We start from the raw sequence: 16,969 nt of genomic DNA on the forward strand, positions 1-16,969 counted from the left end.
AGATTGTAGTTTGGTTGAAACCAAATTACAATCTCTTTTTCATTACCTTTATCGTCCTACCCAATAACTCGTCCAAGGATATACACTTAGGCATCGTCTCAAGTTATTTTAGTCGTAATAAGTTGGCCAGCTTCATTCATAGTAACTTTCCATTTCACTCCACTAGCAGTCTTCATAATTATACCTTTACTTGCCTCTATTTCAATATCTCCAAACATTCTTCCGCCAGTTGTCGCTAACCAAGCATTCCCATTTTCCATCGACGATCTTGCAAACATACGATTAATCCGAAAACGCTTATGATCTTGAGAATAACCACTTAATGTAATTCTAACTTTATATAACTGATTCGCCTTCATATTCGATATAATTGTATCGCCTACATTTAATGGAACATCCGACGCAACAACCCAATTTCCAGTTGCATTTAATGCATATTCAACTTTAATTTTCTTCGGGCTCTCTCCCCACCCAAAATACATTCCAAAACAATTTAACATTTTGATTGGATTTTTCGTGAAATCTAGTTCAATCACAACTGGATTACTATCTGGAACATCAATATAGTTTACACTTTGTTCATCTATTAAATTAAAACAATTTGCGAGATTCCCCCCGTACGGTAATTTCCCACTTACTTGCTTAACAGTATACTTCTGTTGAGCGTTTACTAAAATATCATCTTGATTCCCTATTAAATGTGGTTTATTTAACGTAATCGGTAACTGAATTCGAAGAGATTCTTCATAGGTAGACTTACAAACATTGTATTGCCCTTTATCTACAATAGTTGTAGAAAGTAAATTTGAAAAAAGGTAGTTACGATGCGAATTAGAAGAAAATTCAATGACAATCTGTTCACTACTCATCCGGTACGTATCCCAAATCATACAATCAAATGTATTATAGGCGCCGGTACAACGAATTACTTTTTTCGTTTGCTGTCTACATTGCACTTGAATATCATGAAACGTATTTCCTGAACTTTCATTTGGTAAATCACTGTTTCCATCAACTTCTATCCCATACTGACATCCATCAATAAATATAGATTGAAATACATTTGCGTTAATCCAGCAAGGTGTATTGATATCATCTATATATTCTGTCTTTAAATGTATTGCAGTTTGAAAGTTTTTAATTTGAATAAAGTTAACTTGAAAGAAACTAATATAATCCCATGCTTTTTGACAATAAAAGTGTATAGCCTTACCTTTATATGACGACGTTGCATTTATTATATTTATATTTGATATAAGAGAGTGATTAGGAACTTCTATTTGTTGTGAACCGGAAACATAAATAACAGCAGATTGAAACACTGGATTTATGACTTGAACTGTACCACCTGTTATAGATGCATTTTGTTGCAGTTCAAACACATTAAAATCTCCATCGATTTGTAGCGTTACAGTAGGATCTAACTCTAATCTTACGTTTGATTTAATAATAATTGGCTTTACAATTTTATACGTATTTACCCCTGTAATTCTAACCGTCGAAATTCGATTCGCTACACAATAATTTATAGCTTGCTGAATTGCTAATGAGCTATCATTTCCTGAGTTCGGTACTGCTCCAAAGCAATCAATATGAACGCTATTTTCTGGTGCACAATCTTCTTGGGAAGAAATATATTCTGACAAAATAAATTCACTCCTCATATTACCTTTTTCATATAATATGTGAGTTTTCTCTTAAAAGTTTCTATAATAAAAAAACAAACGACCTGTACGGTCATTTGTTTAATTCATATATACCTTTCGTTTCTTCTATCATTTTAGTTAACGAGAAATACCTCTCTGCTTTCTCTCGTGCTTTCAGTCTAATATCATTCACCTTTTCTTCATTCCCCTGTAGTTCCTCAAGTGCACTTGCAAATTCAGATTCGCAATATTCATGTATCAAAACACCTGATTCTCCATTTATTACCGCTTCATTTATTCCGCCAACATCTATTGAAACAATTGGTGTCCCTGTAGCCATTGCTTCAATTACTACCATTGGAAACACTTCACGAAAAGATAATAAAAGTAAGGCATCCATATTTCCTATAAACCTATGCGGATCTGAAATATTCCCTAACATTGTTACCCTTTGTTGCAATCCATACTTTTCTATTTCGTTCATAATAGATTCTTTTTCTGGCCCATCACCAGCAATATAAAACAAAAAATCATCTCTTTTTTTCAACACATTTGCAATTTTTACAAATAGTTGATGGTTTTTCTCCTTGGATAGTCTAGCTAATATCCCTACTTTATAAATAGATTCTTTCTTTTTCTGCTGGAATAAAAACTTTTCTATATCCACACCGTTATAAATTGTCTTTACTTTCTCTTCAGCTACATGCATTGAAAGTAAGTTATTTTTTTCAAACTCACTTACTGTAATAATATTGTTCACATATTTATTCATAAAATAACGAAAAAGAGTTGGCATTTTCTTCTCTAATATCGTTACATTATGCTTCGTATACACAATTTTCATCTTTTTTTTCATAAACTTTTGAAGTAGAAAAGCATATAATACCATCCGTAAACTATTGGCATGAATAAGTTCTATCTTTCGTTTACAAATTTCGTTTCGTAAGTAATAAATATTTCTCAAATGATTCCATCGGCTAAGTAACATAAAATTTTCTTTTCTAGTAAGAGATTCATATAGCTCTCCATCACCTGCAGCTGTATAAACCTTAAAATCCTCATAACGCAAATTACTTTCCAATTTACAGAAATAACTTTCAGCTCCGCCTGTTATCAATTTATCTGTCATCAAAAGTATATTCATAATTGCGTCTTCCCAACTACATTGATTTTATTTTTTCTATAGGCATGATAAGCATACTTACTAAAATAGTAAAAGATTTGCACTGCATTAAGACATTTTTGGTCTCTTAATAATTTCCAATACCGAAAAGCTGCTTTAATTTTATTTCTGGAAACCGAATTTGCTACAATTCGATACTTCGCTAATACTTGCTGTATCCCTTTCGCTTCATGCCCTTCATGTAATAATTTCAGCCATAACGCCGTATCTTCCGGCTGTACACTAGGCATTTCAATATGCGGAATTTTTTCACGATCAATTATTACTGTTAAACATCCGATAATTGTATTTCCTGCCAAACAATGATAGTCAACAGATTTCGGTACATTCACTTCTCGATTTAGTCCATTACCGTTTTCATCGATTAAACTATACGATGCATATGAAAAGGCCACACTCATTTCTTCCATAAATAACAATTGTGTCTTCAATTTATGCGGTAACCATATATCATCACTATCTAAAAAGGCAATATACCTTCCTCTCGCCTCTTGAATTGCTATATTCCGAGCCTTAGCAGCACCAATATTTTCTTTTAATGATACTAACCTAATACGCGAGTCTCCTTCTATTATCTCTTTAATTTTTGTAACAGATTCGTCAGTTGAAGCGTCATCAACGATAATCATCTCCCAATTTTCATATGATTGATTTTGTACAGATACAATCGTCTCACCTATAAATCGTATACTATTATAAGAAGGTGTTATTACAGAAACATGAGGCGCCTTATTATGTGCTGATAGACATTTTACCATCTATCTTTCCCCTTCCTTCATATATTGAAATGTACTTCACAACAATTGCTAAAAATAAAAAGAACGCTTCGTTAATAATGAGTGACAATGACATCATCTGAAATAAAAATGCAACCATAGTCAATAAAAGATACGGTTTTTCACGAAACAAAGTATACTGCGTTAACTTGAACATTAATACAAATAAAAAAGCGCTATATAAAAGAAAACCAATTGTACCCGATTCAGATAAAATTTCTAAAAATGTATTGTGCACATATAATTTTTCATTAAATTGAAATTCATAATAATTCGAAAAATTAAACGCACCGATTCCGATATATGGATTAGATAAATAATATTTAAAAGCTGCTTCCCATAATGTAAATCTGCCACTTCCATTATCATGCGAAAAATCAGAAATTCGTTTATTCAATATGTCATCCAATTGGCCACCCATTACACTATTAGATAAACTAAAGATCACTACACCAAACAATAGTAAACTCATCATTATTTTTATTTTTTTTGCAAAACTAGAAGTACATACATATACAAAAATGACAAGCACAAGCGCTAATATTCCTCCCCTTGAAAAAGTTAATAAACTTGTCGTAACACATAAAATCAATCCTAAAATGTTCGTCATATTATGTAAATTTGTCATATAATACATAAAAAATATTGTATTATAAAAAATAAAAATGTTAGGATCATCTAGCAAACCAATTAATCTTGGATATCCTCTATCAACTAATAGTCCGGCAAAAATTTCTCTTTCTTCTCCACCGTATAACCCAAAGTGCTGTAAACCAACTATATAAAGTATTAAGCTTACAATATTAAATATAAATCCTACATAAACAATAGATGATTCAAGTGTTGCTATTTCAACATTTCCTAATAAATTTCTCATTATAAAATAACAACCTAAAACAAGTAACACACCAAAAATCATACGAATGCTAGCATGTAAATATATAGAAAGAATTCCACTCAAACAATAGATGAAATAAAATAGTAAAAATACAACTTCATGAAAATATAGCTTTTGAATATGGAAGTTTTTAATTGTTAAACAAAAATATAGGACTAAAAAAATCATATAGATCTTCAACGAAAATCCAATATATATATTGTATTTACTTAACATGACAAATAATATTAGAAGCATGATCCATTTCATCGATATTTTCATATTATTTTCCATATGCTATATCCCCTGTTTCGTAATATAATCCTTTTTGCGTGTTTTTGTTATAAACGAAAGAAGAAGTTTTTTCAGCTCATAATCATATAGGAATATACCAACTACTACGATTAACGTATTCAGAACGAGCGCAATGAAATGATATGTATGCAACATATATTGCACCCCAATAAAAGTTACGCTAAAATAAATTGTATAAGGTATGACAATTTGGAATACAATTTTCTTCCTCACTACACTTACTGCTATATACCCAACTAAAGCTACAATTTCAAATAAAACCATAGCATAAGCCGCTCCTATCACTCCACCAATACTACTAAAGCTATAAAGCATAATCCCACCTATCACTAATGCTATACATTGCACAACCGTTCTTTTATTTTGACGTCCACTCGTTGTTAAGCCGTCACCTATAGCAATATTTAAACTTTGCAGCACAATGAGAAAGGATAATATTTGGAGTGGCTCTACTGCATTGCTCCATTCCTCATGAAAAAATATAGAAATAAAGTATGGTGCTAAATAATATAAACCGATTGTCATACAGATTCCCACAATCGCCATTGATTTTATTTGAAGTAAGTTTAATTTCGTATGCTCTTCTAAATTTTTTTGATTATAATGCTTAAAAAGCACTGGGTAAAACGCACCTGCAATTACCCCTGGCACTTGATATAAAGCTGCTGGCATCCGGTACGCCACTGCAAAAACACCGACCATACTTAGTGGCAATGTATAGTTAAGTAAGATAGGCGCTAATTGCGGGGTGCTCATTATTAAAAAACCGCTAATAATAAAAGGAGTTAATTGCCAAAATAATGCTTTATGAATTACGACTTTCATATTCATTTTCGTCTTTTTTCTCATGATATATATGCTGAACAAACCACCGATCATATACCCAAAAGCATATAAACGAGCTGTTACATACACCGGTAACTCTCCGAAAATACAAAAACATGTAATGATGATAACAACTGACGCTGATACAACTTTAATAAGTGCTATATACTTCATTCGTTCCATCAACTGAAAGTAGGCAATCCCTATATTTTGGAAAGTTAATCCTATTAACATGAAAAACATTACGTTTATCATCATGTAAATTACATTTCTATCCGCATACATATAATGAATAGCAATATAACCGATTATAGAAATAAAAATAAGTAGGATCATCCTTATTTTTATATACGACGATAAAATCTTCCCTAAGTCTACGCCATCTTTTGCCCCTTCTCGAAGAAAAGTGTTAGTAAGTCCTAAATCTGTGAAAAATAACATAACAAACGTCACTGCTATGGCAACACTAAACATTCCATAATGTTGTGCATTAAAAAAATTTGCTAAAGCAATTAAACTTACAGCCTGAAGAAGATTAGCTAAAATCGTGCTATAAAATAGATGGATAATATTATTTAAAATAGATTTACCCATACCTGCTCTCCTTTGCAAGCAACCTAGCCTACTTACATATATTTATCTTGCACCATTACCGTTCAATACAATTAAAACAGTTTTACATAAAATACGAATATCCATCCTGATCGTTTTCATTTCAATATACTCCATGTCCAACTTCAATTTTTCTTTTGCATCAAGATTATACCCTCCATTTATTTGTGCCCATCCTGTTAACCCTGGTTTCACGATTAAGCGGTCTTTGAATTCTGGAATATACGTATCAAATTGTTTATAAAAATACTCTCTCTCTGGTCTAGGTCCCACAAAAGACATATCACCTTTTAAAATATTTAAAAGTTGCGGTAACTCATCAATTCTCGTTTTTCTTATAAATGATCCAACTTTAGTAATTCTTGAATCATTTTCATCTGCCCATTGTGGTCCATTTATTTCAGCCTCTTTTACCATCGACCTTAATTTAAATACATTAAATTTCTTCCCATTAATACCTAAACGTTCTTGAAAATAGATTGGAGCTCCTGCCGTTTCGAAAGCAATCATAATACAAAAGAACAACATTATTGGTAGCGTTACTAGTAACAATATGAGTGAAAATATAATATCAAACAAGCGCTTTATACTTCGATTCAAAATACTGTTCTTTTCTGGATCTGGAATCGCATACAACTTGGCTTGATTTGTTTCACGAATCATAGTTCGTTACCCCCACATTCAAGAATATAAAACTATACCCATTAATTCACATTCTTTCTTTTTTATATCAGTTATTGCTTTTTGCACGGTACGTAGGGAATCTTTTCGCTTTTTGACTGCTAAGATCACTCCATCGCATTTCCCTGCACTAATGTGCGTAGCAGGAAGCTCAAATACTTCAGAAGAATACAAAAAAATATAATCAAAATCTTCTCTCCACTTCGCAATTGCACGATCAAATTCATCCATAGAAACTAAAGTCGTTCCGGTGTGTACTGTTTTTTTGGCAGGAATACAATATAAGTATTTAGATAAATTACTAGAAAAAGATTCATAACTACAGGTGAAATCGCTTATTATATCATTCACTGTTTTCGTATGATTACTTTGTAATAGTAGATGTAGTTTAGGATCAGAAAAATTCACATCGATAAGTAACACCTTTTTTTTCATTTCTGCAAACACTAGCCCTATATTTACTATAAGCTGAGCAACAACGCCTCTATCCTTCGTTGAAATAACTGTGAATACTTGTTTTCCTGTTTTTTTCAACTCGTGATACACAGTATAAAACTGCTCTTTCATTAGAGCATCATGCGGATTAAATAGAAGCTGTTTCTTTGTTTTAAACATCGACATGTTCACCTCGATATATAGCTGATTGCGGATCAACTTCTGTAGATTCCTTTTTTCTTTTCGGTTCCATATTTATGTGACCAATTACAGGAACTGTTGTTATCTTCTCTAAATCCTGTTCCACGTATATACGTTCATCAAAATAATCTCGAAATACTGCTAAACCTATCCCAACAAAAAAACTAACAATTACAGAGATAGGAATGATAAGTTTAAATTTCGGAAACAACTTTTCAGCTTTTTCCTGTAACTCAGGATCAGTTAATATTTTTACCCCCTGCACATTCGTATACTGTTGAAAGCTTTTTTGAGATTGTTCTGCCAATGACTTTACAATTTCTTTTACGATTATAGGATCCGAATCTTTTACTGTAACAGTAACAATTTGTGAGTTGTCCATATTCACCACTGAAATTTTTTGTGCTAGTTCATGACTTGATTGCTCTAATTTCAAAGTTTTTTTCACTGTTGAAATAATGAGTGGACTTTTTAATATATCAACATAAGATGTTACGAGTTGCTTATTTTCCTGTGTTTTATTCGCCGCATTCTCCTTATTAAACTCATCTAAATTCCCAACGAGAATTTGTGTTGAATATTGATATGAAGGCTTTAATACGTACATAGAGATAAGAATTAGAGAAACAGTTAAACAGCACATCGTCAAAATAATTGTTACTATCCTTCTTTTCAATAACTGTTGAAAATCCTTCATACTAATTTCTTGCTTCAATTATTTCACCGCCTTTGTCTGATTCATATTCTGCACATCATTTTTTACAGATAACCCTTTCTTCTTTCTATTCGCTTGCTTTGTTACATACTTTCCGACTCTGAATGCAAATTTTTCTACAAATATATACGAAAGCACCGCAAGTATAAACGAAAAAACGAGTGAAAAAATTAAAATAATAGGCAACGGCAATATTTCATGAAGCATGTATATAAGGGAAAATAACGATATGATATGGTATAAATAAAGACTGTAAGAAATCTTCCCCAAATATAACAAGTATTTATTACGTAACAACGATGACAAAGTTGATACTGATAAACTTAATATGACAAATAAACATGCACTTATCGCTACTACGTAGTCTCGCAATATAAAATTATTGAGCACTTTAATTTCTCCGATAAGCCCTTCATACATATAAAGTAAAATCGCTAATAAAAACCATGCAATTTTCTCATTTTTAGTACGATTACTATAAAAAACTATTACATTATTTTTATACTTCGCAACTAGTGCCCCTAGTAAAAATAGCACCGTGTAATGTGGTGTTAACATATAGCTTGTTAATGTTAAACTCGAGCGAAATAAAAATAATATCGCAACAGAGCATATACTAAAACTAAACAATGTCAATAACGAATCTCTCAACGTTTTTCGTAAACAAACCATCAAAACTAACGGGAAAATGATTGATATTCGCATTTCATGAACAAGTGACCAAATTACGCCGTTATATGCATCTGTATTATATTTCCCAACCAATAATATATGCTGCACGATTAGGCTTAAAGAACTTTCAATCGTCCATGAGCGATTAAACCATTCACTTAAATGAGAAATTCCATATTCACTCATTGTAGTTTGGCATAAAATAGCTATAAGTATTGCTACGATATAAGGAATATAAATTCTGCATATACGCTTTACAAGGAATGACCTATAGCTATCATAATTTTTTTGAATAGATTCATACAAAACAAATCCACTCAAAACAAAAAAGATAATAACAGATTCGTTACCACTACTAAAAACAAGACGAGCAGGTGTTTCTTTTAATAGATACATAACAAATGGTTTATTATCTTCATAACTGTAATTTTGAAATACTGAAAAAATCATTAAATGATGGCCAATCATTACTACTAATGAAGAAATCCCTCTAATTGAATCCAGTTCTTCATACCTATTCATCGCTTTATATCAACTCCTAATGAAATGATAATAATCATTTCAAAGCGACACCATTATTCATATTCCTCTCCTTTCTTTTCATTCCAATTTTTCATATTAAAATGATTTATAGCGTAATTTTCAATGTATTGTAACACTTTTTGCTATATTAAGAATAGTTAATCTCTTTAATTGGTATATACCAATTTCAACCTCGAAAAATGAAAAATATTGCTAGAAAAGCACTATAAAAATATCTTGTATATTTACAAGATTAAAGATAGGAATAGCGTTTTTTCCAATATAAAATAAAAAAGATAGCCTTTATAGGCTATCTTTTTTATTTTATTTAATTACTAGCACCACTATATGCTACATGTCGTTTCTCAATTCGTTCCTCAATTTCTTTCATATTTTCTTTATTATTTAATAGTGATTGTTTATTTTCAATTAATAATTGTTTAAAAGATTTTCTCACTTTTTTTCTCATTTTCATTGTCCTCCTTGGGGGATGGTTTATATAAAAGATAAAGAATTATCTGGTTGTTCTTATAATAATTGATTGTTGTGAATTCCATTTGAACTTCATATGAAAATTCCGTTTATTTTCTGACAACTTTGTGAACACTCAAAAAAGAGACTCCCTAAAACAATTTTATAGTCGGTTCATTCAATTACATAAATCGCCATTTGCATCATCTTATATCAATTTATCTTGTCGAAATATTTATATATTTTAAGCTACATTCCATATACTTTCATCTACTAAAATTCTTTTTTTCAAAATAAAAAAGAAGGTGGCACCTAGTCAAATTTTGACTCATGCAACATCCTTCTTTTCAAACTATTTACAACATATTGATTAACATTTCAGGTCTTCCCCAATTCATTTCTTCACAAACGAATCTTAATTTTTCTTCATCTATTGTGTGTAATCCTTCTTCTATTGAACATGAAATAGGAACTTCACAATGAATTTGCGCTAATTGTAATGAAATATTTAAATTCTCTAAATCACTTTCGATCTTCGTACGTTGCGCTTTCGTTAATGATGCCACATTTTCTAGTACAGTTGCTACTGTACCATGTTCTTGAATAAGCTTATATGCTGTTTTTTCACCAATACCTTTTACACCTGGGTAATTATCACTCGTATCCCCCATGAAAGCTTTCGCATGCACGATTTGCCACGGTTCTACACCTTTTTCTTCCATAATTTTCTCTGGTGTATAATACTCGTAATTTCCCATTCCTTTGCGCAGAAGCATAACTGTAACGTTCTTATCAACAAGCTGAAGTAAATCCGTATCACCTGTTAAAATATAAACTTCCGCTTCATTGCAGTATTGTTTTGCTAGTGTACCGATACAATCATCCGCTTCATACCCTTTCATACCGATGACTGGCACGGATAATTTCGCAGTCATTTCTTGTACTAAATCAAATTGCGGAATTAATTCTTCAGGCGGCGCTGCACGATTCGCTTTATAATTTGAGAACGATTCTGTTCTAAATGTCGTACTACCCATATCCCAGCATGTTACGATATGAGTCGGTTCAATTGCTTGCATTGCTGTTAATAAATGTTTCATATAACCATGAATCCCGTTTGTAGGGGTACCATCTTGTCGTTTCATAAACTGTCCGTAGACACTTGTTGCATAAAAAGCACGAAATAATAGTGCCATACCATCAACTAATAATACTTTTTTCATAATTCCTCTCCTACCAAAAAAATAATAACCCCACGTCATTACGTAAGGTTATATAAATAGATTACCATTCTACGTTTTTTCAACTTTGTCTATTATACATTGTTTTTGTATATTTCGCATCATTTACACATTAAGACGTTCTACTACAACAAATATGAAGAATCCCTGAATACGTATTTTTCCCAGTCGAAACTACTACAGCCTTCGCATTTCCACCAACAATATACGTCCCTTTGAAACATACGTTTTCAAGTTCAAGTGGATTATAGTCTTTCATTCTTTTTAAAGGCATAAAACGTTTGCGCTCAAGGTGATAGCAGCTTTCAAATTTCTCAATATTCGCATCGTTTCCTGTTAGCACAGATTCATTTACTAATAAATCATTTGCATAAATAATACGTACATCTGCTGGTACTGTATCACCTTCTGAAAGGAAAATCATATCTCCAGGAACAAGCTCTTGTACTGGCAAATTCATCATTTTTAATTCACCGTTTACACCTGTTACACTAGAACATTCTACTCGAGACACAGTAATCTTCTCACATTGTAATCCATCACGCACATGTTGTTTTGAAAAACCTGGTATCATTTCACTTAGCTTCATCATCACTTCCGCAATACGAGCTCTTTTTGAAGTTAATTCATTTCGGCCGTATACTTGAATGCGTTTTTGTGCCTCTTTCATAGATAATCCGTCTCTTGTTGTTTTAAAATACGCAAATACAGATTTTACATCTCTCGTTGCGATTTCAATTAATAAATCTTTATTTTTTTGAAGCAATGTTTGTTCTTTCATTGATTTTTTACTTAATTTATATGACGTGTTACCCACAGTTTTGTTTGCATATAACATATTATCGTCTCCTCCTTTACAACATAGGAAGAAACGCTTTGTTTCTCAATTTATCCACTTTCCTGTGAAAGTGTCTAGCGCTTAAACATACATATAAACGCTACATGATGATAAATATAAAGGGAGGAACAAGTCGTTTCCTGCCTACATCATATATTTTTGATTTGAAGTATATGGGTAACGGAACCGAGTCAGAATTTGACATGCTCCTCACCTCCTCGTTTCATTTTATAGTTTATACTATGAAATTACGCATAGCTTTGTAACAAAAAGACCTTTACTCTGAAAAGAGTAAAGGCCATGACATACACAAATAAACGATTCCTAATACAATTAGAAATCTACGGACCTCTCCCTCGCCGAGTTTTAGCACTGTATAGCATAGGTACATTACCAGCTACGTTAAGAAAAACCTTAATTCGATCATTCCTGTTGACCCATTGGCGTCTCTCGACATTTTTGGGCAGTAGCATTTCTCTATACAGGAGCCTCACCTAACAGAGACTTATTTTTATTACATAGAAAATGTTACTCTTATTTAAAATAGATGTCAACACTTTGAATGGAATCTTTTCCTTATTACAACAATTCCCTCTCATATACATATTATTTCTCTTTCGACGCATCAAATGAATAAAGCACCCATTTCAAAATTAGTAAAAATAAAAACCTTACGTTTAAACGTAAGGCTTTTAATAAGTTATACAACCAGCAATTACGATCCCAATTGAAAGCGATAAAAACATAAGAAAAAGACCGACTGCTTGATTATCTTCTTCAAGACTTTTGTTTATATTAAAGCGTGGTGTAAGCCACTCAGCTAAATAAAAGACGATAATTTGAGCCAAAATCCCAACCGCTCCCCACGAAACCATATCAAGAAGTGAAATGGAATTAGCTGCTGTCGAATATAAAACAATAGCTAAACCAAGTAATCGCCCTCCAAGTACATAGCTTACCGCCTTATTTCCTTGGGCCATTAGCTTAAATTCTTTTACTTTCGTTGTCACTTCCATCAAGAGAAGACCAATGCATAAAAGGCCAAGTGTTACTGCTAAATATAATAAAAAATTAATCATATACTTTCCTCCTTTTTTATACCTACCGGTAAATAGTACGATTCATTTCCCGTAATCTTTTCCCCCGCACGAATACCGATACTACTCGCTTTTCCAGCAATTAAAAATGAACCAAACACATACGACAATTCCTCCACCCCTTTTTCTGTTTCCAAAGATACGACTGGAAGTTCTGTATACTTTTGAAATATCGGCAGCGACGCTTTATACGTTTGGTGTGCATTTTGAATCATAATATGTTCGTCCTTATCGAGAATGGTGATCGTGTCTCCTTCTCTACCAAATGAAGGTTTTTGAACGAAAGAACCTTTTCCTAAAAACAAATCCGGTTCTAAATATGTAGGTAACATATATTCTTTAATCCACTGTTGTTCCTCATTTGTATAAAAAGCCTCTTCTTCTGCTAACCCCCAAATAAGACACTGAACTGATTTGGGCTGAAGTAAAAATGCTGACAATGGATTGATTATAAAAAGCTTTCCGGCTTTTACAAGTTGCAACAGTTCCACACCTACCAAATCTCCTGTTTCAGGATCTTGATCCTCAATTAAATCTTCTATTGGATATGTTTGGCGATATAAAACATCAATTTGCACTCCATCCCTATCCACTAAAGCATCTTTTGTAATTCTAAGTTCTGACATTGGCACTACTTTATTTTCAACATGGCATAACTGACTCAAATACATAGTCGTATTCCAATCCTCAATATGTTCATGATGTGCTGTAAAAACAACATTTGGGTTGTCTATTCCCTGTGTCGCTTCCATTACGGCTTTTGTAATACCAGAAGATAGTAATCGTTCTTGATCCGAATTTGGATCATCATAGCCTAGTTGCTCGCAAACTTTCCCATTCATTTGAAAGCATTCCATAATAAAAGTTGGTGTATCACTATTAAATTCAAGCATTTTAATTTGGTTATCATCTGTTAAAACGAAATCAAACCGTGAAATAACAGATTCAGGATATAATCCTTTTATTCTAATGAACGATAAGCTCGCAGGAGGAAACCCAAGTTCAAGAAGCTGGTCATCATTTAAATTACGCAGAAGTCTAGCAGTCTTAAAAAATATTTTCCCCATTCGTTCAGTTGCTAACTTTAATTGTTTCATAGTCTCATTTGTTATAGAGAAAACATGAAACAAACTATACTCACATTCATATAAATCCGACCAAAAATTCGGATATTTCGAATAAAAATCTTTTCGATCCCTTATGTATTGCGACATATTTTAGCCCCCAAATCCTCCCTTTGAACCGCTTCCAATTCCACCTTTAAATTCCGCAGACGATTGATAAGATTTAAACGCCGATGAATTTTTAAAAGCGGATTTATTTCGATAGTATGTTCCGCCATAGAAGTAATGCCCACGATAACTTGAGCTACTCTCATCACACTGCCATACCCCAAGTTCATCATCCCAATCCCAATCTGAACAACTTTTATCATTCGGTTTTGGGGGAAGATCTTGCGCACAGCCAAATAAAGTGCCAGTCATTAAAGACGTTACGACACCACCTACTAGCCATTTCGTTTTTGTCACCTTCGCACTCCCCTTTATAAATTCTATTCCTATTATATAGGATAGCATGATAAAGTAGAAGAAAAAGGAAGAAGAGGGATAAAATGCGCTTAGAATATCGACTTAATGATGAAACGAAAAAGTATCCTGCTTTATGGAATTACACAAATATTTCTAATGCTGAAATTATCGCACGCATGACTTGTGAATATTTTATAAAAGATAAAAATACATATGTTGTTACTGCAACTTCTGTAGATCCAGACGGAACAGCAGTTATATATATTCAAAAAGAAGAGTTTGCAAATGACCCTTCAGACCCGATATACTCCCACATCGGTTTTGAAGTTAGAGAACTAAGTGAAACGAGTTCAAGCATAATAAATAGTAAAGATGTATGGAACTATGAGGAGATTTTGCCATCTCTTCATTCAGATATTATATATATTCAGCACGACGGCATGCATATGGAGTTTACTTTAGATTCAAGAGAAATTGATGAAGATAGAAAATGCTATATTTATTATGGAAACTTTACAGGTGAATCGAGATAAAGTGAAACTTTAATCAGTGGGGTGGTTTCTTCATCCCTCACTGATTATCAGCCCCCACCTAACTTCTTTGCTTTCACTGAATTTTGAGGTGAGGGTCTTACTGCCCATTAAAGCGGGATAACATGAATATATTTACGCAACAAAAAAACCTTACGTATAAAACGTAAGGTTTTTATATAGCCCCACATATGCCGTTCTCTCTAGATGTCCATAAACCTGCTCTCACAGGTGGATGCTCTCACAAATGTTTGTAACTTCCTTCTTAAAAAGATGGCATGTTAGCTACATTTAAATATTGAACTTCCATATTAAACTTATTGGTTTAAGACATGCATAAGCTACGTACACCGTAGGAATTTTATATAATGTTAGTTGAAATAAGACCCCCGCACGTGCCGCTCCTCGTAAATGTCCAAAAACCCGCTACTCGCAGGTGGATGCCCTCACAGTTACCGTACATCTTCCTCCACAAGGAAGGCTTGATGATGGTCACTAAATATTGAGCTTCCGTATAACTAACATCGGTTTTAGACATAAATAAGTTACGTACACCGCAGGATGTGTTATTTACTTGTCGTTATATTATCACATTGTTTCCAATGTGTAAAATACAAAGTTTTTCGAGCAATCTCTTGCTTGTGACCTTATTTTAATACAAATTATTTTTGCATGCAAGTGATTAATCTTCTTCTTTTGCAATTTGATTTTCTGGATAAGAAATCCAATCACTCCAGCTACCTGCATACAATTTAACATTTTGGAATCCAGCTAATTTCAATGCAACGATATTTGGACATGCTGTAACACCAGAACCACAATATACAATTGTTTCCTTATCTTTCGAAAGATTTTGGAATCGTTCTTGTTGCTGAGCTTCATTCTTAAATTGTCCTGATTGTAGCATACCATCCTTCCAAAAATAGTTTACTGCCGTTGGAATATGTCCTGCTTTTGGATCAACAAGTTCCTCTACACCAGCATAACGTTTTGGCTCTCTGGAATCAATTAATGTAACATCTTTACCTGCATCGATGTTCTCTCTAACCGTTTCCATCGTTACAAGCATATGATCTTGTATATTTGCTTTGAATGTCTTTCGTATAACAACAGGAATTTCCGGTGTTATCGGTAGTCCATTCTCTTTCCAAGCTGGAAATCCGCCATCTAATATATATACTTTCTCATGTCCTACATAGTTTAATAACCACCAAAGACGAGAAGCATTTGCACCCGCTTCACTGTCATATGCAATTACTGTCATATGTTCATCAATGCCAGCTTGCGAAAGCTTGTCTGCAAACTCCTCAACATTTGGCAACGGATGGCGGCCACCATGTTCTGTTACAGGACTTGATAAATCTACATTCAAATCAAAATATAATGCATGAGGAATATGTTCTTCCTCATACTTTTCTCTACCCCAATTAGGATTCGCTAAATCAAAACGACAATCGATTATACGGACGTTCTCATCTTCTATATGCTCACGTAACCATTCGACTGTAACTATCATCTTTAACGACCTTCTTTCTCTTTCAAACGACTTACATACTCCATAACCATTTCTTTTGTAACATATTTACGCTGCAAGGTAACACCATTTTTTGCAAGAGCATTAATTTGCTTCGTTACAACATTAATGACATCAACCGAAAATTCTTTCCCATTTGACGCAAGTGATACAGCAGCTTCAATAGCTGCTTCACGCTGCGCATCTAATTGTAAACATGCTTTTACACTTTCATTTTGTTTACGAGAATGTGCTGTAATTGCTTTATGTACTTCCATCTTCTCTTCCCC

18 protein-coding genes, 2 other RNA genes and 1 riboswitch are annotated in these 16,969 nt (G+C 33.0%); of the genes, 1 reads left to right on the forward strand and 19 read right to left on the reverse strand.

Going from position 1 to position 16,969, the window contains the following annotated elements:
* Nucleotides 1-98: 98 nt before the first annotated feature.
* From AC0L0O_RS16935 to AC0L0O_RS17005, 15 genes are all read right to left on the reverse strand, one after another.
* Nucleotides 99-1,646 (reverse strand): hypothetical protein, encoded by a 1,548-nt coding sequence (locus tag AC0L0O_RS16935; protein WP_000006047.1) that lies wholly within the window; start codon nucleotides 1,644-1,646, stop codon nucleotides 99-101.
* Between the two features lie 91 nt (nucleotides 1,647-1,737).
* Nucleotides 1,738-2,790 (reverse strand): glycosyltransferase family 4 protein, encoded by a 1,053-nt coding sequence (locus tag AC0L0O_RS16940; RefSeq protein WP_001023716.1) that lies wholly within the window; start codon nucleotides 2,788-2,790, stop codon nucleotides 1,738-1,740.
* On the reverse strand, nucleotides 2,787-3,587 hold the full coding sequence (locus AC0L0O_RS16945; protein WP_000237692.1) for a glycosyltransferase family 2 protein: 801 nt from the start codon (nucleotides 3,585-3,587) through the stop codon (nucleotides 2,787-2,789). Before AC0L0O_RS16945 ends, AC0L0O_RS16940 begins: the two co-directional genes overlap by 4 nt.
* Nucleotides 3,562-4,776: an O-antigen ligase family protein gene (locus AC0L0O_RS16950; RefSeq protein ID WP_473785896.1), complete on the reverse strand. Its 1,215-nt coding sequence runs from the start codon at nucleotides 4,774-4,776 to the stop codon at nucleotides 3,562-3,564. Before AC0L0O_RS16950 ends, AC0L0O_RS16945 begins: the two co-directional genes overlap by 26 nt.
* A 3-nt stretch (nucleotides 4,777-4,779) precedes the next feature.
* A complete protein-coding gene (locus tag AC0L0O_RS16955; protein ID WP_473785897.1) occupies nucleotides 4,780-6,216 on the reverse strand; it encodes an oligosaccharide flippase family protein in 1,437 nt (478 codons plus the stop codon).
* Between the two features lie 42 nt (nucleotides 6,217-6,258).
* The gene (locus AC0L0O_RS16960; protein WP_000617635.1) at nucleotides 6,259-6,897 is read right to left on the reverse strand and encodes a sugar transferase; all 639 of its coding nucleotides are present in this window, start codon (nucleotides 6,895-6,897) and stop codon (nucleotides 6,259-6,261) included.
* Between the two features lie 18 nt (nucleotides 6,898-6,915).
* Nucleotides 6,916-7,536, reverse strand: coding sequence for a CpsD/CapB family tyrosine-protein kinase (locus AC0L0O_RS16965; protein ID WP_025988740.1), 621 nt, complete (start codon nucleotides 7,534-7,536; stop codon nucleotides 6,916-6,918).
* A complete protein-coding gene (locus tag AC0L0O_RS16970; RefSeq protein ID WP_000806891.1) occupies nucleotides 7,523-8,266 on the reverse strand; it encodes a YveK family protein in 744 nt (247 codons plus the stop codon). The genes AC0L0O_RS16965 and AC0L0O_RS16970 overlap by 14 nt, the downstream gene beginning before the upstream one ends.
* A complete protein-coding gene (locus AC0L0O_RS16975) occupies nucleotides 8,267-9,460 on the reverse strand; it encodes an acyltransferase family protein (protein WP_001083060.1) in 1,194 nt (397 codons plus the stop codon).
* Nucleotides 9,461-9,788: 328 nt separating this feature from the next.
* Entirely contained in the window at nucleotides 9,789-9,929 is a 141-nt protein-coding gene (locus AC0L0O_RS16980; protein WP_001228048.1) for an FbpB family small basic protein, read from the reverse strand.
* Between the two features lie 358 nt (nucleotides 9,930-10,287).
* Nucleotides 10,288-11,154, reverse strand: a complete 867-nt coding sequence (locus tag AC0L0O_RS16985) for a 5'-3' exonuclease (RefSeq protein WP_000757055.1) — start codon at nucleotides 11,152-11,154, stop codon at nucleotides 10,288-10,290.
* Between the two features lie 130 nt (nucleotides 11,155-11,284).
* Nucleotides 11,285-12,010 (reverse strand): P-type ATPase actuator domain-containing protein, encoded by a 726-nt coding sequence (locus AC0L0O_RS16990; RefSeq protein WP_000964960.1) that lies wholly within the window; start codon nucleotides 12,008-12,010, stop codon nucleotides 11,285-11,287.
* A 343-nt stretch (nucleotides 12,011-12,353) separates the two neighbouring features.
* Nucleotides 12,354-12,519, reverse strand: a riboswitch (M-box (ykoK) riboswitch).
* 183 nt (nucleotides 12,520-12,702) lie between these two features.
* Nucleotides 12,703-13,089: a DUF350 domain-containing protein gene (locus AC0L0O_RS16995; protein WP_000606864.1), complete on the reverse strand. Its 387-nt coding sequence runs from the start codon at nucleotides 13,087-13,089 to the stop codon at nucleotides 12,703-12,705.
* On the reverse strand, nucleotides 13,086-14,321 hold the full coding sequence (locus AC0L0O_RS17000) for a glutathionylspermidine synthase family protein (protein ID WP_473785898.1): 1,236 nt from the start codon (nucleotides 14,319-14,321) through the stop codon (nucleotides 13,086-13,088). Before AC0L0O_RS17000 ends, AC0L0O_RS16995 begins: the two co-directional genes overlap by 4 nt.
* Before the next feature lie 3 nt (nucleotides 14,322-14,324).
* On the reverse strand, nucleotides 14,325-14,636 hold the full coding sequence (locus tag AC0L0O_RS17005) for a hypothetical protein (RefSeq protein ID WP_000169024.1): 312 nt from the start codon (nucleotides 14,634-14,636) through the stop codon (nucleotides 14,325-14,327).
* An 83-nt stretch (nucleotides 14,637-14,719) separates the two neighbouring features.
* Between AC0L0O_RS17005 and AC0L0O_RS17010 the strand changes: the two genes are divergently transcribed.
* A complete protein-coding gene (locus AC0L0O_RS17010; protein ID WP_001235537.1) occupies nucleotides 14,720-15,169 on the forward strand; it encodes a hypothetical protein in 450 nt (149 codons plus the stop codon).
* A gap of 175 nt (nucleotides 15,170-15,344) precedes the next feature.
* Here AC0L0O_RS17010 and ssrS (AC0L0O_RS17015) read toward each other — a convergent pair.
* The 4 genes from ssrS (AC0L0O_RS17015) to AC0L0O_RS17030 form a co-directional block, all read right to left on the reverse strand.
* Nucleotides 15,345-15,528, reverse strand: a non-coding RNA gene (ssrS, locus tag AC0L0O_RS17015) — 6S RNA.
* A 21-nt stretch (nucleotides 15,529-15,549) separates the two neighbouring features.
* Nucleotides 15,550-15,732, reverse strand: a non-coding RNA gene (gene ssrS, locus AC0L0O_RS17020) — 6S RNA.
* Nucleotides 15,733-15,848: 116 nt separating this feature from the next.
* Nucleotides 15,849-16,682 carry a sulfurtransferase gene (locus AC0L0O_RS17025; RefSeq protein ID WP_000637550.1) on the reverse strand — a complete coding sequence of 278 codons (834 nt, stop codon included), beginning with the start codon at nucleotides 16,680-16,682 and terminating at the stop codon, nucleotides 15,849-15,851.
* A gap of 2 nt (nucleotides 16,683-16,684) precedes the next feature.
* A complete protein-coding gene (locus AC0L0O_RS17030; RefSeq protein WP_000451813.1) occupies nucleotides 16,685-16,957 on the reverse strand; it encodes a YpbS family protein in 273 nt (90 codons plus the stop codon).
* Nucleotides 16,958-16,969 lie beyond the last annotated feature (12 nt).

This window comes from Bacillus sp. GS3m_15504 (assembly GCF_055825275.1).